This is a genomic window from Flavobacterium sp. (assembly GCF_039595935.1).
Lineage (GTDB): Bacteria > Bacteroidota > Bacteroidia > Flavobacteriales > Flavobacteriaceae > Flavobacterium.
In genome coordinates this window covers 1277518-1303653 of the sequence record NZ_JBCNKR010000006.1, presented here as the reverse complement: position 1 = coordinate 1303653, position 26136 = coordinate 1277518, and the positions used below count along the sequence as shown (strand labels likewise).

General features: G+C 38.4%; 9 protein-coding genes. All 9 read right to left on the bottom strand.

Going from position 1 to position 26136, the window contains the following annotated elements:
* Nucleotides 1–20: 20 nt before the first annotated feature.
* Nucleotides 21–16232, bottom strand: a complete 16212-nt coding sequence (locus tag ABDW27_RS15420; protein WP_343696710.1) for a gliding motility-associated C-terminal domain-containing protein — start codon at nt 16230–16232, stop codon at nt 21–23.
* A gap of 619 nt (nt 16233–16851) precedes the next feature.
* Complete coding sequence (queG, locus tag ABDW27_RS15415) at nt 16852–17778, bottom strand: tRNA epoxyqueuosine(34) reductase QueG (RefSeq protein WP_343696709.1); 927 nt, start codon at nt 17776–17778, stop codon at nt 16852–16854.
* Nucleotides 17775–19121: a cytochrome P450 gene (locus tag ABDW27_RS15410; protein WP_343696708.1), complete on the bottom strand. Its 1347-nt coding sequence runs from the start codon at nt 19119–19121 to the stop codon at nt 17775–17777. The genes queG and ABDW27_RS15410 overlap by 4 nt, the downstream gene beginning before the upstream one ends.
* Before the next feature lie 40 nt (nt 19122–19161).
* Nucleotides 19162–19977 (bottom strand): alpha/beta hydrolase, encoded by an 816-nt coding sequence (locus tag ABDW27_RS15405; protein ID WP_343696707.1) that lies wholly within the window; start codon nt 19975–19977, stop codon nt 19162–19164.
* A 9-nt stretch (nt 19978–19986) separates the two neighbouring features.
* Complete coding sequence (gene ruvB, locus ABDW27_RS15400) at nt 19987–21009, bottom strand: Holliday junction branch migration DNA helicase RuvB (RefSeq protein WP_343696706.1); 1023 nt, start codon at nt 21007–21009, stop codon at nt 19987–19989.
* Nucleotides 21010–21119: 110 nt separating this feature from the next.
* A complete protein-coding gene (locus tag ABDW27_RS15395) occupies nt 21120–22922 on the bottom strand; it encodes a cbb3-type cytochrome c oxidase subunit I (protein WP_343696705.1) in 1803 nt (600 codons plus the stop codon).
* Between the two features lie 30 nt (nt 22923–22952).
* Nucleotides 22953–24146 (bottom strand): cytochrome c oxidase subunit II, encoded by a 1194-nt coding sequence (locus tag ABDW27_RS15390; protein WP_343696704.1) that lies wholly within the window; start codon nt 24144–24146, stop codon nt 22953–22955.
* A gap of 19 nt (nt 24147–24165) precedes the next feature.
* Nucleotides 24166–25560 (bottom strand): quinol:cytochrome C oxidoreductase, encoded by a 1395-nt coding sequence (locus ABDW27_RS15385; RefSeq protein WP_343696703.1) that lies wholly within the window; start codon nt 25558–25560, stop codon nt 24166–24168.
* A 27-nt stretch (nt 25561–25587) separates the two neighbouring features.
* Complete coding sequence (locus tag ABDW27_RS15380; protein ID WP_343696702.1) at nt 25588–26133, bottom strand: c-type cytochrome; 546 nt, start codon at nt 26131–26133, stop codon at nt 25588–25590.
* Nucleotides 26134–26136 lie beyond the last annotated feature (3 nt).

Sequence of the window (26136 nt, the reverse complement as noted above, 5' to 3'; positions counted from 1 at the left end):
AACTAAGCCGTTTGTAATTTTTATTTATTAATATATAAATAACCTGATTTTTCGTGAGGATTAGAAGCGCTGTCTTTGTATTTAAGAATGTAGAAGTAAGTTCCTACCGGCAGTCCTTCTGATTGTTTCATAGTAGTACGTCCTTCTGAATATCCTTTAAATACTCTGTCTTCATTGTTATATCCAGATTTTTCGAATACTAAAACTCCCCAACGGTTGTAGATTTCTACTGTATTGTCCGGGTAACATTCAATTCCCTGAATGTAGAAACGTTCGTTTTTGCCATCACCATTTGGAGAGAAAGCTTTCTTAACGTCAATTATACAACCATTTAGTCCTATTACAGTAGGGTTATCTCCATTGATTCCATCATTATCAGAAAGATCTTCTACTACCACTCCTTTTGCACTGCTTCCTTTAACACTTGCCTGATTCGTAACTTTTCCGTTATTAATATCGGTTTGTGTTATTTTATAAAGTGCTGTGAAATTACTATTATTTGATTCTCCAACTGCTAAGTCAATAGCTTGTCCAGAAACAACCACTCCTGGCAGCGGATCTGTAATTGTAATTCCTTTTAATGGTACGTTTCCTGTATTGGTTACTGTAAACTCGTATGTAATTGTTTCTCCTGGATCAGCATTCTGATTCTTATTATCATCATTGAATACTGCAGTTTTAACAATCGCAATAGCCGGAACTTCAACAAAAACTGATAATGTTGCTGATGCACAATTTGTTGTCGTTGCTGCTTTTTCGCAAATTTGATATGTAATCTGATACGTTCCTCCCGGTGTATTTGGTTTTACATTTACAGTTCCATCAGCATTAAACTCAAAGTTTGTATTGCCAGATGTATTTGTAATTGTAACATCTACAGGGTTAACTGCTAATCCGTCTAATAAATCATTATCTAAAACGTTGATGAATTCAAGAGAACCATTAATTCCGTCGACTGCTATTTCACCGTCATTGTTTGCCACAATTGGTTTAGTTGGTGTTACGGGAATAACCGTATTCAATACATCAACAGTTACAACTGCCTGACTGCAATTAGATGAATTTAAAACATCACATATTTGATATGTCAATTGATAAGTTCCTGTTTGTGTACCAGGTTTTATATCAACAGTACCATCTGCATTTAGAATTAAATTAGCGTTAGCAAGTACTGTACTTAAAGTTACGTTAGCTGGGATAACTGCTGATCCGTTTTGTGTATCGTTTGTGAATACATTTATTCCAGTACTTGTTACTTTCGTTACATCAATTGGTCCCGCAAAATCGTTATTTGCTTTGATAACAAAAGTTGGACTTGCGTTACAACCTGCTGTTGCTGCTGGATAATTTACAATAACACTCACTGTTGGGTTTAATGAAAACTCCATTGTAACTGCAGGTCTTGTATTTTCGAATCCATCTGCACCTTGTGTCCATTGACCATTTGAATTTATCCATCCTGGCCAGTCAACGCCGTTTCCGTTTCCATCAACAACTGCACCTGGCCACAAGATATTACCGCTTAATGGTAAGTTAGTTTGTGTTGCTACCACATTGTTTGCACTATCAATCCATTTAATCGTTAATAGATTATTTGGAGTAAAGTTGTCCGGAACAACATTATAAGATACATAAGGTACATTATTAGAACAGTAGCTGTTTGCTGTTACTGTCATCGTTGGATCATCAACTGTTACTTTAACAGAAGCTGAACTACAATTTGTTGGATTCAGTTTTTCACAAATTTGATAAATCACTTCATATGTTCCTCTTGGCGCATTTGCTCCTAATGTAACTGTTCCGTCAGGATTTACTGTTAAGAATCCTGTTGGGTCTGGTGTAACTACTGAAAGATTCAAGTCGTTTGCAACAACTGGTAATCCGTTGTTTATATCATTATCAAAGATATTTACAATTGTTTGAGGATGATTTACTCCAACTACTGATCCTACTATATCATCAATCGCTTGCAATAAAGCGCCGCTAGTTACTACAACTTTTGAAATTACGGCATCACAGTTTGTTGGGTTGGTCACCTCACAGATTCTGTATTCAACATCGTAAATTCCAGCCGGTGTATTCGCTGCAACCGTTACTGTTCCGTCTGCATTAAGTGTTAATCCTGTTGGAACACTAATCGCCGTTAGAGTTACTTGTCCGGCACTTGTACCTATTACAACCGGATTTCCGTTTAAGGTATCGTTAGCTGTTAAGGCTGCTGTTGTACCGCCTGTGCTACCATTTATCGGAACCGTAGTTTCGGTTACTGCATCAATTACTGGTGTTGGTGCAGTACTATTGTCTACCACAACTTTTGATATCACTGAATCACAATTCGTTGGATTTGTAACCTCACAGATTCTGTATTCTACATCGTAAGTTCCTGCTGGCGTGTTCGCTGCAACGGTTACCGTTCCGTCTGCATTAAGCGTTAATCCTGCTGGAACGCTGATTCCTGTTAGTGTCACTTGTCCTGCTGATGTTCCAATAACTACAGGATTACCATTTAAAGTATCATTTGCTGTTAATGAAGCCGTTGTACCGCCTGTGCTTCCATTTATCGGAGCCGTAGTTTCGGTTACTGCATCAATTACTGGTGTTGGTGAGGTACTATTGTCTACCACAACTTTTGAGATCACTGAGTCACAATTAGTTGGATTTGTAACCTCACAGATTCTGTATTCAACATCGTAAGTTCCTGCTGGCGTGTTCGCTGCAACGGTTACTGTTCCGTCTGCATTAAGTGTTAATCCTGATGGAACACTCACTGCCGTTAATGTTACCTGTCCTGCTGATGTTCCAATAACTACAGGATTACCATTTAAAGTATCATTTGCTGTTAATGAAGCCGTTGTCCCTCCAAGGTTTCCATCGATTGCTGCTGTAGTTTCCGTAACCGCATCAATTATTGGTGTTGGTGTTGTTCCCCCAACCGTTACTGTCACTGTGTTTGAACTGCAGTTTGATGGGTTTAGTTTCTCACAGATCGTGTAAGTTAACTGGTAGCTTCCTGCCGGTGCATTGGCCCCTAATGTTAAGCTTCCGTCCGGGTTTAGAACTAAATATCCTGTCGGATCTGCCGTAGTAGTTGTCAGAGTTACATCTGACGGTACAAGCGCTGTTCCGTTTTTAGTATCGTTATCAAATACATTTACCGGAAGTGTCTGAGGTGTATTTCCTGCTGTTACTGATCCGATTGTGTCCGGGTTAGCAACCAGTACTCCAGCCGTAACCACAACTTTTGAAATCACTGTATCACAGTTCCCTGGATTGGTAACTTCACAGATTCTGTACTGAACATCATAAGTTCCTGCCGGTGTATTAGCCGCAACGGTTACTGTTCCGTTCGCATTCAGTGTTAATCCTGATGGAACGCTTACTGCTGTTAATGTTACCTGTCCTGCTGATGTTCCAATCACAACCGGGTTTCCGTTTAAAGTATCATTTGCTGTTAAAGCTGCTGTGGTACCGCCTGTGCTTCCGTTTACAGATGCTGTCGTTTCGGTTACTGCATCGATTACCGGTACGCCGACTGTTACAGTCACTGTGTTTGAACTGCAGTTTGATGGGTTTAGTTTCTCACAGATTGTGTAAGTTAACGTGTAAGTGCCTGCCGGTGCATTGGCCCCTAATGTTAAACTTCCGTCTGGGTTTAGAACTAAATATCCTGTCGGGTCAGTCGTAGTTGTCAGATTTACATCTGATGGTACAAGGGCTGTTCCGTTTTTAGTATCGTTATCAAATACATTTACAGGCAGTGTCTGAGGTGTATTTCCTGCTGTCACTGATCCGATTGTGTCCTGGTTAGCCACAAGTACTCCTGCTGTTACCACAACTTTTGAGATTACCGTATCACAGTTGCCTGGGTTAGTAACTTCACAGATTGTATATTCTACATCGTAAGTTCCTGCTGGTGTATTTGGTGCAACTGTAACGGTTCCATTAGCATTAAGTGTTAAGCCTGCTGGAACACTCACTGCTGTTAATGTTACCTGTCCTGCTGATGTTCCTATTACAACCGGATTTCCGTTTAAGGTATCATTTGCTGTTAAAGCTGCCGTTGTGCCGCCTGTGTTTCCGTTGATAGATGCTGTAGTTTCGGTTACTGCATCGATTACCGGTACGCCGACTGTTACTGTCACTGTGTTTGAACTGCAGTTTGATGGGTTTAGTTTCTCACAGATCGTGTAAGTTAACTGGTAGCTTCCTGCCGGTGCATTAGCTCCTATTGTTAAACTTCCATCCGGGTTTAGAACTAAATATCCTGTCGGGTCAGCCGTAGTAGTTGTCAGATTTACATCTGATGGTACAAGGGCTGTTCCGTTTTTAGTATCATTATCAAATACATTTACAGGTAATGTCCGAGGCGTGTTTCCTGCTGTTACTGATCCGATTGTGTCCGGATTAGCAACCAGTACTCCCGCTGTAACCACAACTTTTGAGATTACTGTATCACAGTTGCCTGGGTTAGTAACTTCACAGATTCTGTATTCTACATCATATGTTCCTGCCGGCGTGTTTGCCGCTACAGTTACCGTTCCGTCTGCATTTAATGTTAATCCTGATGGAACACTTACTGCCGTTAATGTTACCTGTCCTGCTGATGTGCCGATTACTACCGGGTTTCCGTTTAAAGTATCATTAGCTGTCAGGGCTGCTGTTGTGCCGCCTGTGTTTCCGTTTACTGAAGCTGTAGTTTCAGTTACTGCATCGATTACTGCTGATCCAACCACAACTTTTGAGATTACTGTATCACAGTTCCCTGGATTTGTAACCTCACAGATTGTATATTCTACATCGTAAGTTCCTGCTGGCGTGTTCGCTGCAACGGTTACTGTTCCGTTCGCATTTAATGTTAATCCTGCTGGAACGCTTACTGCTGTTAATGTCACTTGTCCTGCTGATGTTCCAATCACAACCGGGTTTCCGTTTAAAGTATCATTTGCTGTTAAAGCTGCTGTGGTACCGCCTGTGTTTCCGTTTACCGAAGCTGTAGTTTCGGTTACTGCATCGATTACCGGTACGCCGACTGTTACAGTCACTGTGTTTGAACTGCAGTTTGATGGGTTTAGTTTCTCACAGATTGTGTAAGTTAACGTGTAAGTGTCTGCTGGTGCATTAGCTCCTAATGTTAAGCTTCCGTCCGGGTTTAGAACTAAATATCCTGTCGGATCTGCTGTTGTGGTAGTCAGAGTTACATCTGATGGTACAAGGGCTGTTCCGTTTTTAGTATCGTTATCAAATACATTTACAGGCAGTGTCTGAGGTGTGTTTCCTGCTGTTACTGATCCGATTGTATCCGGGTTAGCAACCAGTACTCCTGCTGTAACCACAACTTTTGAGATTACTGTATCACAGTTCCCTGGATTGGTAACTTCACAGATGGTGTATTGAACATCGTAAGTGTCTGCTGGTGTATTTGGTGCAACTGTAACGGTTCCGTCCGCGTTCAATGTCAATCCTGCTGGAACGCTTACTGCCGTTAATGTTACCTGTCCTGCTGATGTTCCTATTACTACCGGGTTTCCGTTTAGGGTATCGTTTGCTGTCAGGGCTGCTGTTGTGCCGCCTGTGTTTCCGTTTACTGATGCCGTTGTTTCAGTTACTGCATCGATTACCGGTACGCCGACTGTTACTGTCACTGTGTTTGAACTGCAGTTTGATGGGTTTAGTTTCTCACAGATTGTGTAAGTTAACTGGTAGCTTCCTGCCGGTGCATTGGCTCCTAATGTTAAGCTTCCGTCCGGGTTTAAAACCAAATATCCTGTCGGATCTGCTGTTGTGGTAGTCAGAGTTACATCTGACGGTACAAGGGCTGTTCCGTTTTTAGTATCGTTATCAAATACATTTACAGGCAGTGTCTGAGGCGTGTTTCCTGCTGTTACTGATCCGATTGTGTCCGGATTAGCAACCAGTACTCCCGCTGTAACCACAACTTTTGAGATTACTGTATCACAGTTGCCTGGGTTAGTAACTTCACAGATTCTGTATTCTACATCATATGTTCCTGCCGGCGTGTTTGCCGCAACAGTTACTGTTGCGTCAGCATTTAATGTTAATCCTGCTGGAACGCTTACTGCTGTCAGGGTTACCTGTCCTGCTGATGTTCCTATTACAACCGGATTTCCGTTTAGGGTATCGTTTGCTGTCAGCGCTGCTGTTGTGCCGCCTGTGTTTCCGTTGACAGATGCTGTAGTTTCGGTTACTGCGTCGATTACCGGTACGCCGACTGTTACTGTCACTGTATTTGAACTGCAGTTTGATGGGTTTAGTTTCTCACAGATCGTGTAAGTTAACGTGTAAGTGCCTGCCGGTGCATTGGCCCCTAATGTTAAACTTCCGTCTGGGTTTAGAACTAAATATCCTGTCGGGTCAGTCGTAGTTGTCAGATTTACATCTGATGGTACAAGGGCTGTTCCGTTTTTAGTATCGTTATCAAATACATTTACAGGCAGTGTCTGAGGTGTATTTCCTGCTGTCACTGATCCGATTGTGTCCTGGTTAGCCACAAGTACTCCTGCTGTTACCACAACTTTTGAGATTACCGTATCACAGTTGCCTGGGTTAGTAACTTCACAGATTGTATATTCTACATCGTAAGTTCCTGCTGGTGTATTTGGTGCAACTGTAACGGTTCCATTAGCATTAAGTGTTAAGCCTGCTGGAACACTCACTGCTGTTAATGTTACCTGTCCTGCTGATGTTCCTATTACAACCGGATTTCCGTTTAAGGTATCATTTGCTGTCAGGGCTGCTGTTGTGCCGCCTGTGTTTCCGTTGATAGATGCTGTCGTTTCGGTTACGGCGTCGATTACTGTTGCTCCAACCACAACTTTTGAGATTACCGTATCACAGTTGCCTGGGTTTGTAACTTCACAGATTCTGTATTCTACATCGTAAGTTCCTGCCGGCGTGTTTGCAGCTACAGTTAATGTTCCGTTAGCATTTAATATTAATCCTGCTGGAACGCTTACTGCTGTCAGGGTTACCTGTCCTGCTGATGTTCCTATTACAACCGGATTTCCGTTTAGGGTATCGTTTGCTGTCAGCGCTGCTGTTGTGCCGCCTGTGTTTCCGTTTACTGATGCTGTCGTTTCAGTTACTGCATCGATTACCGGTACGCCGACTGTTACAGTCACTGTATTTGAACTGCAGTTTGATGGGTTTAGTTTCTCACAGATCGTGTAAGTTAACGTGTAAGTGCCTGCCGGTGCATTAGCTCCTAATGTTAAGCTTCCGTCCGGGTTTAGAACTAAATATCCTGTCGGATCTGCTGTAGTAGTTGTCAGAGTTACATCTGATGGTACAAGGGCTGTTCCGTTTTTAGTATCGTTATCAAATACATTTACCGGAAGTGTCTGAGGAGTGTTTCCTGCTGTTACTGATCCGATTGTGTCTGCATTAGCAACCAGTACTCCCGCTGTTACCACAACTTTTGAAATCACTGTATCACAGTTCCCTGGGTTTGTAACTTCACAGATTGTATATTCTATATCATAAGTTCCTGCTGGTGTGTTTGCCGCAACAGTTACTGTTCCGTTAGCATTTAATGTCAATCCTGCTGGAACGCTTACTGCTGTTAATGTTACCTGTCCTGCTGATGTGCCGATCACAACTGGATTTCCGTTTAGGGTATCGTTTGCTGTTAAGGCTGCTGTTGTACCGCCTGTATTTCCGTTTACTGATGTCGTTGTTTCAGTTACTGCATCGATTACTGCTGATCCAACCACAACTTTTGAAATCACTGTATCACAGTTCCCTGGGTTTGTAACTTCACAGATTGTGTACTGAACATCGTAAGTGCCTGCTGTTGTATTTGGTGCAACAGTTACCGTTCCGTCTGCGTTTAATGTTAAGCCTGTCGGAACACTTACTGCTGTCAGGGTTATTTGTCCTGCTGATGTTCCAATCACAACCGGGTTTCCGTTTAGGGTATCATTTGCTGTTAAAGCTGCCGTTGTGCCGCCTGTGTTTCCGTTGATAGATGCTGTAGTTTCGGTTACTGCATCGATTACCGGTACGCCGACTGTTACTGTCACTGTGTTTGAACTGCAGTTTGATGGGTTTAGTTTCTCACAGATCGTGTAAGTTAACTGGTAGCTTCCTGCCGGTGCATTAGCTCCTATTGTTAAACTTCCATCCGGGTTTAGAACTAAATATCCTGTCGGGTCAGCCGTAGTAGTTGTCAGATTTACATCTGATGGTACAAGGGCTGTTCCGTTTTTAGTATCATTATCAAATACATTTACAGGTAATGTCCGAGGCGTGTTTCCTGCTGTTACTGATCCGATTGTGTCCGGATTAGCAACCAGTACTCCCGCTGTAACCACAACTTTTGAGATTACTGTATCACAGTTGCCTGGGTTAGTAACTTCACAGATTCTGTATTCTACATCATATGTTCCTGCCGGCGTGTTTGCCGCTACAGTTACCGTTCCGTCTGCATTTAATGTTAATCCTGATGGAACACTTACTGCCGTTAATGTTACCTGTCCTGCTGATGTGCCGATTACTACCGGGTTTCCGTTTAAAGTATCATTAGCTGTCAGGGCTGCTGTTGTGCCGCCTGTGTTTCCGTTTACTGAAGCTGTAGTTTCAGTTACTGCATCGATTACTGCTGATCCAACCACAACTTTTGAGATTACTGTATCACAGTTCCCTGGATTTGTAACCTCACAGATTGTATATTCTACATCGTAAGTTCCTGCTGGCGTGTTCGCTGCAACGGTTACTGTTCCGTTCGCATTTAATGTTAATCCTGCTGGAACGCTTACTGCTGTTAATGTCACTTGTCCTGCTGATGTTCCAATCACAACTGGATTTCCGTTTAGGGTATCGTTTGCTGTTAAGGCTGCTGTTGTACCGCCTGTATTTCCGTTTACTGATGTCGTTGTTTCAGTTACTGCATCGATTACTGCTGATCCAACCACAACTTTTGAAATCACTGTATCACAGTTCCCTGGATTTGTAACTTCACAGATTGTATATTCTACATCGTAAGTTCCTGCTGTTGTATTCGCTGCCACTGTTACTGTTCCGTCTGCATTCAATGTTAATCCTGCCGGAACGCTTACTGCTGTTAATGTCACTTGTCCTGCTGATGTTCCAATCACAACCGGGTTTCCGTTTAGGGTATCATTTGCTATTAAAGCTGCCGTTGTGCCGCCTGTGTTTCCGTTGATAGATGCTGTAGTTTCGGTTACTGCATCGATTACTGCTGCTCCAACCACAACTTTTGAAATTACTGTATCACAGTTCCCTGGATTTGTAACTTCACAGATTGTGTACTGAACATCGTAAATTCCTGCTGTTGTATTCGCTGCCACTGTTACTGTTCCGTCTGCATTCAATGTTAATCCTGCCGGAACGCTTACTGCTGTTAATGTCACTTGTCCTGCTGATGTTCCAATCACAACCGGGTTTCCGTTTAGGGTATCATTTGCTATTAAAGCTGCCGTTGTACCGCCTGTGTTTCCGTTGATAGATGCTGTAGTTTCGGTTACTGCATCGATTACTGCTGCTCCAACCACAACTTTTGAAATTACTGTATCACAGTTCCCTGGATTTGTAACTTCACAGATTGTATATTCTACATCGTAAGTTCCTGCTGTTGTATTCGCTGCCACTGTTACTGTTCCGTCTGCATTCAATGTTAATCCTGCCGGAACGCTTACTGCTGTGAGTGTTACCTGTCCTGCTGAAGTTCCAATCACAACCGGGTTTCCGTTTAGGGTATCATTAGCTGTTAAAGCTGCCGTTGTGCCGCCTGTGTTTCCGTTGATAGATGCTGTAGTTTCGGTTACTGCATCGATTACTGCTGCTCCAACCACAACTTTTGAAATTACTGTATCACAGTTCCCTGGATTTGTAACTTCACAGATTGTGTACTGAACATCGTAAATTCCTGCAGGAGTATTCGCTGCCACTGTTACCGTTCCGTCTGCATTTAATGTCAATCCTGTTGGAACGCTTACTGCCGTTAATATTACCTGTCCTGCTGATGTTCCAATCACAACCGGGTTTCCGTTTAGGGTATCATTTGCTGTTAAAGCTGCTGTTGTGCCGCCTGTGTTTCCGTTGATAGATGCTGTAGTTTCAGTTACTGCATCGATTACTGGTGCTGTTATTACAACTGTTACATCAGCTGGATCACAAATACTTGGATTAGTTGATTTACAAATAGTATAAGTAATTACATATGTTCCTGCTGGTGTGTTTGGAGCAACATTTATAGTTCCATTCGAATTAAAAGTAATTCCCGTTGGTAAAGTCGTTGTTGTTAAAGTAACATCCGCTGGTAAAAAAGATGCTCCATTAATTTTATCATTTGCAAAAACTGTTGAAATTGATCCTCCAATCAATCCATTAATTGATGAAGGATTATCATCTTCAGCGCAAATATAATCTGAAACAACCGCTGCAGTTGAAGCTGCAGAAGTACATCCATTTGCTGTAGCCGTTACCGTATAGCTTCCTGCCGGTGCTGTAATGGTGTTTCCTGACTGGGTAACCCCTGCTGACGGGCTTACTGTATAAGTATTCGAAGCACTGTAGTTTGTAATTGTAAAACTTCCCGTTGCTGTTGAACATGTAGGCTGAGTAACAGTACCTAAAGTCGGAACTGCCGGTGTAGCTGGCTGAGAATTAACTACCGCTGCAGTTGAAGCTGCAGAAGTACATCCATTTGCTGTAGCCGTTACCGTATAACTTCCTGCCGGTGCTGTAATGGTATTTCCTGACTGGGTAACCCCTGTTGACGGGCTTACTGTATAGGTATTCGAAGCGCTGTAATTTGTAATTGTAAAACTTCCTGTTGCTGTTGAACATGTAGGTTGAGTAACAGTACCTAAAGTCGGAACTGCTGGTGTAGCTGGCTGAGAATTAACTACCGCTGCAGTTGAAGCTGCAGAAGTACATCCATTTGCTGTAGCCGTTACCGTATAACTTCCTGCCGGAGCTGTAATGGTATTTCCTGACTGGGTAACCCCTGTTGACGGGCTTACTGTATAGGTATTCGAAGCGCTGTAATTTGTAATTGTAAAACTTCCTGTTGCTGTTGAACATGTAGGCTGTGTAACAGTACCTAAAGTCGGAACTGCAGGTGTAGCCGGCTGTGAGTTAACAACCGCTGCTGTTGAAGCTGCAGAAGTACATCCGTTTGCTGTTGCTGTTACTGTATAACTTCCTGCCGGAGCTGTAATGGTGTTCCCTGATTGAGTAACCCCTGCTGATGGGTTTACTGTATAAGTATTCGAAGCACTGTAATTCGTAATTGTAAAACTTCCCGTTGCTGTTGAACATGTAGGCTGTGTAACTGTTCCTAAAGTTGGAACTGCCGGTGTAGCTGGCTGTGAATTAACAACCGCTGCTGTTGAAGCTGCAGAAGTACATCCGTTTGCTGTTGCTGTTACTGTATAACTTCCTGCCGGAGCTGTAATGGTGTTTCCTGATTGAGTAACCCCTGCTGATGGACTTACTGCATAAGTATTCGAAGCACTGTAATTGGTAATTATAAAACTTCCCGTTGCTGTTGAACATGTAGGCTGAGTAACAGTCCCTAAAGTCGGAACTGCCGGTGTAGCTGGCTGTGAATTAACAACCGCTGCTGTTGAAGCCGCCGATGTACATCCGTTAGCTGTAGCCGTTACAGTATAGCTTCCTGCCGGAGCAGTAATAGTGTTTCCTGATTGTGTAACACCTGCTGATGGGCTTACTGTATAAGTATTCGAAGCACTGTAATTGGTAATTGTAAAACTTCCCGTTGCTGTTGAACATGTAGGCTGTGTAACAGTACCTAAAGTTGGAACTGCAGGTGTAGCCGGCTGTGAATTAACAACCGCTGCTGTTGAAGCTGCAGAAGTACATCCGTTAGCTGTAGCTGTTACCGTATAACTTCCTGCCGGAGCTGTAATAGTGTTTCCTGAACGTGTAACTCCTGTTGATGGGCTTACCGTATATGTATTAGAAGCGCTGTAATTGGTAATTGTAAAACTTCCCGTTGCTGTTGAACATGTCGGCTGTGTAACTGTTCCTAAAGTCGGAACTGCCGGTGTAGCTGGCTGTGAATTAACAACCGCTGCTGTTGAAGCTGCAGAAGTACATCCGTTTGCCGTAGCGGTAACCGTATAACTTCCTGCCGGAGCTGTAATGGTGTTTCCTGACTGGGTAACCCCTGTTGAAGGGCTTACTGTATAAGTATTCGAAGCACTGTAGTTAGTAATTGTAAAACTTCCTGTCGCTGTTGAACATGTCGGCTGAGTAACAGTACCTAAAGTCGGAACTGCCGGTGTAGCTGGCTGAGAGTTAACAACCGCCGCTGTTGAAGCTGCAGAAGTACATCCATTTGCTGTAGCCGTTACAGTATAACTTCCTGCCGGAGCTGTAATGGTGTTTCCTGACTGGGTAACCCCTGTTGATGGGCTTACTGTATAAGTATTAGAAGCGCTGTAGTTTGTAATTGTAAAACTTCCCGTTGCTGTTGAACATGTAGGTTGAGTAACAGTACCTAAAGTCGGAACTGCTGGAATTGGATTTGTCGTTACTGATGTAGCTGCAGAAGCTGCACTTAAACATCCTGAAGCATTTCCTATTCTTACACTATAATTTCCTGAAGCTGATACAGTAATTGACTGTGTAGTAGCTCCTGTTGACCATACATAACTATTTCCGCCGCTTGAAGTTAAAGTAACACTTCCTCCTGAGCAAAATGTAGTTGGTCCATCTGCAGTAATGGTTGGCGCAGACGGTGTTGGGTTTACTGTTACTGATACTAATGTTCTTGCACTTTCACAACCACCAACAGTTTGGCTTACATAATAATTCCCAGATGTTAATGTTTCTGTTCCTGTGTAAAGTGTTCCACCAGTACTTGCATTGTACCATTTTAAATTAGTTCCTGTTGCTACTAAATCACTAACTTTTTTATTATCTGCAACACAAAAAGATTGTGAAGATGCTGTAGGAGCTGCTGTATTATTTACCGTAACGGCTACTAAAGTTCTTGTACTTTCGCAGCTGTTTAAAGTTTGGCTTACATAATAATTTCCTGATGTTAGAGTTTCAGTTCCTGTATAAAGTGTTCCGCCTGTACTTGCACTATACCATTTTTTGTTAGTTCCTGTTGCTACTAAATCACTAACTTTTTTAGCATCAATTGCACAGAAAGTTTGTGAAGATGCTGTTGGAGCCGCTGTATTATTTACAGTAACTGATACCGAAGTTCTAGGGCTTTCTCCACAACTATTAGTGCTTTGGCTTACATAATAGGTTCCTGTAACCAAAGTCTCTGTACCCGTATATAAAGTTCCGTTTGTCGATGCGTTGTACCATTTTAAGTTTGTTCCTGTCGCAACCAAGTCGCTTACTTTTTTAGCATCCGTTGCACAAAATGTCTGAGAAGATGCTGTTGGTGCTGCTGGAACTGTATTAATAGTAACCGCTACTAAAGTTCTTGCACTTTCTCCACAACTGTTTGCCGTTTGGCTTACATAATAGTTTCCAGTAGCTAAAACTTGATTTGTTGGAAGTGCTGAACCTCCTGAAGATACATTATACCATTGAAGATTAGTTCCTGTAGCTACTAAATCACTAACTCTTTTATTATCAGCTGCACAAAATGTCTGAGGAGATGATGCAACCGGAGCTGATGAAGTTGTATTTATTGTCACTGCTACCTGAGTTCTTGAACTTTCGCAGCTATTTACTGTCTGGCTAACATAGTAATTACCTGTTGCCAATACTTGAGACGCAGGAAGCGCTGATCCTCCACTTGCTCCGCTGTACCACTTCAAATTAGTTCCTGAGGCAACTAAATCACTAACTTTTTTATTTTCAGAAGAACAAAATGTCTGAGCAGAAGCCGCTGGAGCTGCCGGTGTAAAAGTTACTACTGTTACTGCTGAACTATTACTCGCGCAACCTGAACTATTAATGACTTTAACACTATAACTCCCTTCAGTATTAATTGTAATATTTCTTGTTGTTTCTCCTGTTGACCATAAATAAGTACCTCCTGTACCTGCATTACTTGATCTCAAAACTGTATTTCCGGCAGTTGTACAAGTAGCTGAGCCTGAATTAACGCTAATTGTAGGTGTACTTGGCTGTGCATTGATTGTTACAACAACTGGTTTAATAAACTGACATCCATCAGCAGAAACCGCTTTTATATAATACGTTCCCGAAGCAGTAACAGCACTTGGCGTTGTATAGGCTGTCGTTGCAGCTGCATCTGTCCAATATGAAAGTGTCATATTAGGCGTACTTCCTGCCGTAACTGCCGGAGCCGTTAAATCAATCGTAGCAGGTGCACAAACTGCAGCTGGATTAGTAATAATAAGATTTGATGATTTTGGTGTTACCGCAGCACTAGCTGAATTGTTTGCTGTATTGGTATCTATCGAAGCAGGTAATGATGCTGTATTAGTATAATTTCCTGATGCATTAATCGTTGCAACAATTTTTAATGTTTTAGAAGTTTGAGCATCTACATCTCCAATACTCCAAATACCTGTTGCCGAATCGTAAGCTCCAGCCGCTGTTGTCGAGCTTACAAAAGTATAACCTGAAGGAAGTACATCGTTTACAGAAACTCCTGAAATATTGTTTCCTCCTAAATTACTTACAGTAAGGGTAAATTCAACATTTGATCCAATACATGGTGAAGCATTATCTACTGTTTTAGTAATTCCTAAATCAGTACATAAAGTAACACTAACAGGTTTTGATTGAGTCTGAGCTCCACATGTTAAAGTTGATGCTACAGAATAAGCTCCTGTTTTTGTAGCTGTATAAGTTGCTGAATTAGCTCCTGCAATTGCCGTTCCATTAAAATACCACTGATAAGGTGCAAAACCAGCAGGTGTTGTTAATTCTGCTTTATTGTTAGTACAGCCTCCACCAGAAATATAAGTCATAGTAGGATCTTCTGGCTGAACGGCAAAATTAGAGAAAAATCCTGCCATTGAGAATCCTCCTCCTTGCTGTACAATCGAAACAGTTAATTTTGCAGCACTTGAAATAGAAAGAATATTTGGACTTCCTATTTGTGTATCTTCAAAATTAATGATGTACCAGCCTGTTGTTCCTAATTGATGACGCGCTGTAATACCACTTATCGTTTCAATATTTGTTCCGTTTACCATTACGGGATCAGTAGCACTTCTTAAAAGTATATATCCAAAATAAGGAAGTGAACCTGTACCGTAGTTTCTAAATTTTGCAGTTTCTATAAAGTTAGATCCTCCACATTCTGATACAGGTGCAATTGTCGAAATATCAACCTCACATGATTGAGCTGTCCCAGAGTATACCACAACTTTTTTATCTGCAAAAACACGAGATGCTGTAAAACTCGTGTTAGAAACCCCATTGCGGAAAGTATAAAAGCTTCCTGCTGTTGCTAATGTTACGTTAACTGTTCCTGTTAATGCTCCCGTTGTAGAGTAAGTATCTATTGTTAAAGCTGTATTGTCTTTTGTAGCAACAACTGTAGTCTGTTCTGCAGTATCGTTTCCTTTTCCTCTTTCAATAAAATATTCTGTTCCTAAAACTGCTTCCGGCGGAATCTGGTTAAAAGCTCCATCCCCACAACCATCTGGCGTATCTATAGCTGCTGAAGTATTCATTACAACAGGATTTGAAGATTCTACCAGTGTTCCTATAGCCGCTTTAAACAAATAACTTTGTCCTGAATTTAAAGTCGTTACAGTAGCATTATTAATTTTTACTGTTGTATTATCAGCAGTAGCCATAATGCTGTAAATAGGGCGCTGATCTCCAAAACCGCCAAAATTTCCTAAAGAACCGTCTCTGTAATAACCTACTCTAAATCTAATTCCAATACCGGCGTCTCCAAAACTGGTTAATGCCGCATTTCCTTTTATATCCTGATCACTTCCATCACCTCCTAAAGCATCAGAAGCAACATTTCGCAAGTTAATAGAAACCGGAGCGCTGGCATTAATTATTAATCCCGCTCCGTTTAAAATAGTATTTAAAGCAAAAGCTGGTGTATCTTTTGGCAGACCAGTAAATCTATAAACCGCCGGAGTGCCTTTTACTGCAGTTAAATTCGTTACCAGAGTACCATTACTTTTTGATAAAGTAATATTTACTGTAGTTGTTGAATTTGTAGCAATTACAATTTCATTTGCTTTATTAAAATATTGCCATGGAGCAGGCGCAATATAATGCTTCGTATAAAATTGAGCTGAAGCAGTATTACTGATCAATGAAAAAAGTAAAATAAGAAAACTTGATTTAAAGAATTTAAACCAATTAAAAGTAAAGTTACGCATAGACAGACTCCGTGTTAATTTGAGTAATAGAAATTATAGCGTCTGAATTCCAGATGTTGGTTTTCAGAATATTTAGCAGATACGAAAAATTAAAAAGATTGGATTTCTGATAATTGAAAAAACTTTTTTCAACATCGAAAAAATAGGATGGTGTGCAGACCATAAGTTTTTTAGGTTCAAGACACATAGTCGTCTTTAGATTAAATTAGTAGTTTTGGAGCAGCGAAAATATATAAAGACCTCAATACTAGCTACATTACTCGACCAACTACAAAGAAAAACGTTGAAATACACTTTTCTTTAAAATAACTTAACTTTAACAAGTCAATAAACATAATAATTCAGCAAGATTATTGCAGAAATTTCTTAATTTTTTAATGAAAATTTAATTTTTGAAGATTTTAGTAACAAAAACACAATATTGCCTTACAAATTCATTAAAGAAAAAATGTATTATTTTGTTATTAAAACACTGAAAAACAGATATTTAAAAACAAAACGATTTGGAATAAAAAATTCTTAAAAGTTGTAAGAAAACATTTTTGTCTGGACTTTATTTTAAGAAATTAATATTTCTTTTAAGTCCGTCAAATTTTGTTCTTTTTATAGGAGAATTTTTAAAAACTACTCGAAAAGTTTCTTCAGTAATTTCTGTCCAATCCTTTTTTGAAAAAGAAAGAAGTTCCGGATTGGGATTAAAAAGTGGTTCAGAATGCGGTTTAGAAAACCTATTCCATGGGCAGACATCCTGACATGTATCACAGCCAAACATCCATTCATCGAACTTTCCTTTCATATCATTCGGAATATTTTCTTTGAGTTCGATTGTATAATAAGAAATACATTTGCTGCCATCTACAATATAAGGTGCAAGAATTGCCTGTGTAGGACATGCATCTATACAGGCAGTACAAGAACCGCAATGGTCTGTTACCGCATGATCGTATTCTAAATCAAGGTCTAAAATAAGTTCGGCTATAAAATAAAAAGAGCCAACTTTTTGTGTTATTAAATTACTGTTTTTTCCAATCCAGCCTAAACCGCTTTTTGCAGCCCAGGCTTTGTCTAAAACGGGTGCCGAATCAACAAATGCACGGCCTGATACTTCACCGATATTTTCCTGAATCGAATGAAGAAACTCTTTTAATTTTTCTTTTATAACAAAATGATAATCCTGCCCGTAAGCATATTTAGAAATTTTAAAACTTTCCTCATTTTGAGTTTCAGACGGGTAATAATTAAGCAAAAGAGAGACAACACTTTTAGCATCATCAACTAATAAAGTGGGATCTAAACGCTTATCAAAATGGTTTTCCATATAAGCCATTTGACCGTTATGATTATTCTTTAACCATTTTTCAAGTCGAGGTGCTTCTTGTTCCAGAAAACCTGCTTTAGATATTCCGCAAGAAAGAAAACCTAGTCTTTTGGCTTCGGCTTTTATAAATTTTGAATATGTTTCTTTTGAATTGATACTCATCGTTTAGAAAATGAAACTTCAACATTAACAGGCTTTAAAGTAATTAATGGATTAAACTGGACACTTTCATTATCCGATTTAATAGTGTACTTTTTTACAATTTGTGAGATGGTTAAACACATTTCATAAATAGCAAACCCGGTTCCTATGCACATTCTTGGTCCGGCTCCAAAAGGATAAAAATACTGCATAGATTGCTTCTTTTGTTCTCCAAGAAATCGTTCCGGGATAAATTCATCAGGATTGTTCCAATATTTAGGATTACGATGTAATTCGTAAAAAGAAACTCCGATTAATGTTCCTTTTTTAATTTTAAAATTAACCAATAAATCATCTTCCAGATTTTGTCTGTCAGTAATCCAGGCCGGCGGGTATAAACGCATTGATTCATTCAAAACAGCGTTTATATAAGTCATTTTCTGAAGCTGTTCAATCACATTATCAGTTTGTGATTCAATTTCGACAATCTCATCCAATATCTTTTGCTGCACTTCAGGATTTCTGCCCAAAAGATGCAACGTAAAAGTTAAAGCATTAGCTGTTGTTTCGTGTCCGGCAATAAACAAAACTTTGATTTCATCGATCAACTGTTCCATTGACATACTTTCGCCAGTATCTTCATATCTGGTTTCCAAAAGCATATTCAGTAAATCATTTATTTCTTCTCCCGATGATTTTCTTTCTTCAATAATTTCCTGAATAATTTTATTATTCTCCTCTGCTAATTTAAGATGTTTCTTTACCTGTCCGGTCAATGAAAACCACCATGCTTTATGCGGAAGTCGGATTTCTTTAATTAAAAAATTCTGAACCTCTTCAATAATATATTTTATACGCTGAAATTTATTCTCTGCAGTTGACAATTGAAATAACGATTTTGCAACCACATTAAAAGTCAGATTACTCATGACAGGAAAAAGATCAATCGTCTTTTCTTCTACCAAATTATCTAATTCTAAAGCAATCGTTTTGCTCATATTTTCAACCAGCTGATTCATTTTTTGTTTATGAAATGCCGGCTGAATAAGTCTTCTTTGTTTCAACCAAAAATCACCATCACTGGTCAAAAGACCTTTTCCTAAATATTTAGAAAGATATACAGACTGAAATTTAGATTTGTAATATTTTTTTTGATTCTTAACTAAAATGTATTGTGCAATTTCATTATCTCTCGACAAAATAATGTGCTTAGAAAAACCTATTTTAATAGAAAAAGAATCTCCAAATTTCTCAAAATATCTTTTATGAAAAGGAATCGGATTTCTTCGAACACCTTCGGCGTCTTTCAAAAATCTAATTATCGATAATTTATGAGGGTAAGTATAGTTTATACGATTTAGCATTTTTAATAGAATTAAAACAATCCAATATTAACATTGGTGTTTATTTATTGTGCTGCACAATCCAATCAGTAATATCTTTTATATTCTGAATTTCGGTATCAGGCGTATTCATTCCAACATCATGTCCTTTACCTTCTCTTATTATGAGTTTTGCTTCTACTCCTTTTCTTTTTAATTCAGCATAAAGGTTTTGAGATTGGCTTACATTCACCAAATTATCAGCATTACCATGAATAAGTATTGTTGGTATATTCGAAATGTTATTAAACGGACTTATTTTAATTAATGCAGAATTAGTTCCTTTTGCTTCAATTTTGGCTCCCGATAGTTTTTCAATAATATCCAGATGTCCATTATTTTTCATGAATTCTAATGCTTCAGGAGAATCCAGTCTTGAAGGTGCGCAAAGTGCCGTAATGGACTTCATATTCTTTTTAGTAAATCCGTATAATAATGATAAATGAGCTCCGGCACTAATTCCGACAATATGATATCCATTTTTAGCATATCCATATTTGCCAGAAAGATTAGAAACATAACTAACGGCCTTATCGATATCATCTAATAAATCTTTAGCCGAAATTTTATCTGTTACATAACGATAATCTACATTGGCCACAATAAAGCCTTGATTGCATATATCCTGAGCATGTTTGCTTGTGTATTCAAGTCCGCCCATTGACCATGCACCTCCATGCAGAAGGATAACAACCGGTAAATTTTTTAAATCTTTATTTGGAGTATACAAATCAAGAATTTGCTGCGGTGATTTTCCGTAACTAAAATGAGAAATCTTTTGAGTTTGTCCAAATGCGCTTAAAGAACCAAATAGCAAAAATAAAATGAAATATCTCATGGTATAACTTTAGAATAATCCTCCTTGAATATTGGTATTTATCTTCCCTAAATGCTTATATGCTTTCTCAGTAACTTCACGCCCTCGAGGAGTACGCATGATAAATCCCTCCTGAATTAAAAAAGGCTCATAAACTTCTTCGATAGTTTCGCTGCTCTCAGACACGGCTGTTGCCAAAGTTGAAAGACCAACAGGACCGCCTTTAAATTTATTAATAATAGTCAGCAATATCTTATTATCCATTTCATCTAAACCATGAGCATCCACATTCAATGCTTTTAAGGCATAACGCGAAATTTCAAGATCAATAGTTCCGTTACCTTTAATTTGAGCAAAGTCTCTAACTCTGCGCAATAATGCATTTGCAATACGCGGTGTACCACGACTTCTACCTGCAATTTCAATTGCCGCTTCTAAGTCAATTGGCATTTTTAATATTGAAGCACTTCTTTCAACAATTGTCGTTAAAAGTTCTGTAGAATAATATTGCAAACGTGATGAAATTCCGAAACGAGCACGCATTGGTGCTGTCAATAATCCCGAACGTGTAGTAGCACCAACTAATGTAAACGGATTCAAATTGATTTGTACAGTTCTGGCATTAGGGCCAGATTCTATCATAATATCAATTTTAAAATCTTCCATTGCCGAATATAAATACTCTTCGACAATTGGGCTCAAACGATGAATTTCGTCAATAAACAAAACATCTCTCTCATCAAGATTAGTTAATAATCCGGCAAGATCGCCTGGTTTGTCTAAAACAGGTCCAGAAGTAATTTTAATTCCTACTTGTAATTCATTCGCCAGAATATTAGCCAAGGTTGTTTTACCAAGTCCGGGAGGGCCATGAAATAAAGCATGATCTAAAGCCTCACCTCGCTGATTTGCGGCGGCAACAAAAACTTTTAAATTTTCTAAAACCTGGTCCTGACCGGCAAAATCATCAAATGACAGCGGACGCAATCTTTTTTCAAGATCTAATTCTTCTGAGTTATATCCTTTTGTAGTAGGATCAAGATTTTCATTCATCTTACAAAGATATAGAAAGTAATTAGTTTGATAAAATAGTAAAACTGAAGGATTAAAACTTTAACTAAACAAAAAAGACTGTCATTTCTGACAGTCTTTTTTAATATTTTTTAGTGGTGTAAAACTTCTTCACCTTCTTTCATTGGTACATTTTGAGGAACAAAATCTACATCATGATTTGGGTTACTGTAGTCATACGGCCAACGGTATACATGAGGAATTTCTCCTGGCCAGTTTCCGTGAATATGCTCAACTGGAGTAGTCCACTCTAAAGTTGTAGATTTCCATGGATTTTGAACCGCTTTCTTACCGTAGAAAATACTACTAAAGAAGTTGTATAAGAATACTAACTGGAATGCACCTCCTACAAGAGCGAATGTTGTAATTAAAACATTCACATTTTGTAAATCGTCAAATAATGGGAAGTTAGTATTTGTATAGTAACGTCTTGGTAAACCAGCTAATCCAATAAAGTGCATTGGGAAGAAAACTCCGTAAGCACATACTGCTGTTACCCAGAAGTGAATATAACCTAAGTTTTTGTTTAACATTCTTCCGTACATTTTAGGGAACCAGTGGTAAATACCAGCAAACATTCCGTAAAGTGCAGAGATACCCATTACTAAGTGAAAGTGAGCAATTACGAAGTAAGTATCGTGAACGTTAATATCTAAAGTACTATCTCCTAAAATGATTCCTGTTAAACCTCCAGTAATGAAAGTAGAAACCATTCCAATAGAGAATAACATTGCAGGGTTGAATTGTAAGTTACCTTTCCAAAGAGTCGTAATCCAGTTAAAAGCTTTTACAGCAGATGGAATTGCGATCAATAAAGTAGTAAATGTAAATACAGATCCTAAGAAAGGATTCATACCTGAAATAAACATGTGGTGACCCCAAACGATCGTAGATAAAAATGCAATAGCAAGAACTGACATAATCATCGCTCTATAACCAAAGATTGGTTTACGAGCGTTTGTAGACATAATTTCAGAAACAAGACCCATCGCTGGTAAAATTACGATGTAAACCTCAGGGTGACCTAAGAACCAGAATAAGTGCTCAAATAAAACCGGAGATCCACCTTGATAGTGTAAAACTTCTCCAGCAATATAAATATCAGACAAGAAGAATGAAGTTCCAAAACTTCTATCAAAAATCAATAATAAAGCTGCTGATAATAATACCGGGAATGAAATAACACCAATAATAGCTGTTACGAAAAATGTCCAGATAGTAAGAGGAAGTCTTGTCATAGACATTCCTTTAGTTCTTAAGTTAATAACTGTTACAATGTAGTTTAATGATCCCATTAATGAAGATGCAATAAAGATAGCCATTGAAACTAACCATAAAGTCATACCTGCACCAGAACCTGGAATAGCTTGTGGTAAAGCACTTAATGGAGGGTAAATTGTCCAACCTGCAGAAGCTGGTCCAGCTTCAACAAATAAAGAACATAACATTACTACAGCTGATAAGAAGAACAACCAGTATGAAATCATATTCATAAATCCAGATGCCATATCTCGTGCTCCAATTTGAAGAGGAATAAGTAAGTTACTAAAAGTTCCACTCAAACCTGCCGTCAATACAAAGAATACCATTATGGTTCCGTGAATTGTAACTAAAGCTAGATAAATATCATTAGCCATTACACCATTTGGTGCAAATTTATCTCCTAATAAAACATTAAATATTTTAAAAGACTCTTCTGGCCACGCTAATTGCATTCTGAAAAGCAAGGACATTGCAATACCAATAACTCCCATAACAATACCAGTAATCAAGTATTGTTTAGCAATCATTTTGTGATCAATACTAAAAATATATTTAGTAATGAACGTGTCTTTATGATGATGTTCGTGCTCGTGATCGTGTCCGTGATCGTGACCGTGCGCTTCTGCTGACATATATTTGTACTTTAAATTTTCTTAATTATATTATTTCATAGCAACTTTAGCTACAGCTGCTTTTACAGTATCAATAACCGCTTTTACAGTATCTGTTACTTTAGCAGTTGTATCTGTTGTAGTAGCTTTTGCTTCTTCAGCTGGTTTCTCAGCAGCCGCCGCCGCTTTGATATCTTCAGTTAAAGTTGTTTTTTCACTTAACCATTTTTTATATTCTTCCGGAGTATCAACTACAACTTTCATTTGCATGTTATAATGAGAAGCTCCACAGATTTTATTACATAATAATAAGAAATCAAATGTATAAGGATCTAAAGCCGTACCACCTTTTGCAACTAACTCTACACTTTTTTCTGCTCTAAGTTTGTTGATGTGTGCTACTTTTTCTTTCATAAAATCTAACTCTCTGTACTCAGCAGTAGTGTAAGTTGGAACGAAAGCAAATTCTGTAACCATCCCTGGAACACAGTTCATCTGCGCTCTAAAGTGAGGCATATAAGCTGAGTGTAAAACGTCTTGAGAACGCATTTTGAAGTGAACCTTTTTCCCTTTAGGAATATGTAATTCAGAAACTACAATATCATCTGCAGAATTTGGATCAGACATATCAACACCTAAAGTGTTAACACCTTCAATCAAACGAACGTTAGCTTTACCTAAAGTATTATCAGCTCCACCATATCTTGCAGTCCATTTGAACTGTTGTGCGTATAATTCGATTTCAATTACATCTTCATCTTTATCAACAAACATGATGTTATTCCAAGCATATAATCCATAAAGAATTAAACATGCTAAAACTACAGAAGGAATGATACTCCAAATTGCTTCTAATTTATTACTATCAGCAAAGAATAATGCTTTTTTATCTTTATTCCCTTTATATTTAAAAGAAAACCAGTATAATAAACCTTGAGTAATAACCTGAACTGTAAAAATTAAAACCCAAGTAATATTCATTAAATTATCTACTAAACCACCGTGCTCTGAAGCAGGAGTATGAAGTGCCAAATTACCCCATTTTAGTAAACCATAAATAGTAAATATATAAATGAAAGCTAAAAAGCCAAACATAATATATCCCTGAATGTTATTGTCATTATCTGATGCAACCTGAGAATCGTCCGAAGCAGATCCTACTTGAGTAAGATCAAATATCTTGGTCAATTGCCACAATGCAACTGCTAATAAAACTAAAACTATAATTACCAACAAACTTGTCATCTGTTTACTTCTTTAAATATTAATAATGAAAATGTTTACTTTCTTCAATGAAAGGATTTCTTTTTGCAAGCAAAGGAGATTTAGTTAATGCAGTAAATACAACAAATATAAATAAACCTAAGAAGAAAAGAATAGAAGCAATTTCAGGAACTCCAATAAACCACTTATCTCCAACTGTACCTGGCATAATCATATTAAAGAAATCAACATAGTGACCTAATAATATTACGATACCTGCCATAACAACAACCCAGCTTAGACGTTTGAAATCTGTATTAATTAATATTAATAATGGGAAAACAAAATTCATAACAACAGCACCAAAGAAAGGTAAGTTATATAATTGGATTCTTGTTACAAAGTAAGTTACCTCTTCTGGAATATTAGCATACCAGATCAACATGAATTGAGAGAACCATAAATAAGTCCAAAAAACACTAATACCAAACATGAATTTAGCTAAATCGTGAATGTGGCTTGTATTTACGTACTCTAAATATCCTTTAGATTTTAAGTATAAAGTAACTAATGCAATAGTTGTGATACCGCTTACAAAGAAAGAAGCAAATACATACCATGCGAATAAAGTACTGAACCAGTGTGGATCAAATGACATAATCCAATCCCAAGCCATGATAGACTCAGAAACGATAAAGAATACTAAGAAACCAGCAGATAACTTAAAGTTCTTTTTGTAGTTTAGATCATCGTTAGCTTCATCTTGAGCTAAACAGTTTTTTCTAGAGAAATAACGATATAAATTCCATCCTGCTAAAAAGATAGCAGCTCTTACAATCCAGAAAGGAAAATTTAAATATCCTGATTTTCCAGCAATAATTTCATCATAATTAGGGCTTTTAGGATCTGTAACACCTTCACCTAACCATACAAAAATATGATTAAAGTGCAATCCACATAAAACTAAAATGATAAAAAAGATAATAGAACCTGCAGGTAAATAAGCTGTTATTCCTTGCATAACTCTAAATAAAACCGGAGACCAACCTGCCTGAGCAACTTGTTGAATAGCATAAAAAGCTAAAACTCCCATTGAAAGCAGTAAAAAGAAAATACATGCTACATATAAAGCAGACCAAGGTTTGTTCTGTAATTGGTGTAAAACATGATTTAAATGTTCTGTGTGCTCATCAGCTGCACCAACTTTAGCATGCTCTCCTCCTTTATGTTCTTCATGCGAAGCTTCAGCAGCTTCATGGTGTCCTGCTTCTTTATGAGAAGTCTCTGCAGACTCCGCATGAGCAGCACCATGTTCTCCATGAGCCTCAGCAGCTAGTATTTTTTCAACTTCTTGAATATCTTTAGGTGCACTTAAAAAACCATACCCAATTCCTAATAGTCCCAAAACCATTAAGATGATAGAAAAAGTTTTTAATTTACTTGAAAATGTATACATATCTATTACGATCAGTTTGTTCAACAATTATAATTGGCTTCTTAGTTTTAGAACATAGTCAGCAACTAACCAACGTTCATGGGCACTTAATTGATTTGCATGTGAACCCATTGCATTCAAACCATAAGTTTCAACATGAAATATACTTCCTTCAGTAATATCTCTGTCTTTATAGTTAGGTACTCCAAGAAATTTTTCTCTTTCAACCAATTTACCTTTACCGTTACCAGTTGCACCATGGCAGCTGATACAATAAATTTCGAAAAGTTCTTTACCTTTTCCAGAATTTCTCTCTTCTTCAGTCAAAGGAGATTTTAAATTAGCTTTTGCTAATTCATAACCTGCCGTTGAATTTTCATATTCATAAGGTTCAAAACCTCTATTAATAGTTCCTGCAACAGGAAGTTGTCCTTCTTTCCCTCCTTTAAATATTGCTGCTTCTGTATATGGCTCATAAGCTACAGACTCATACATATTTGGAAAATACTGATAGTTTGGTGCCGAATTATTGTGGCAAGATGAAACTAAAATAGTTATACCAACTAAAAGTGTTATTTTATATATCCTTTTCATAGC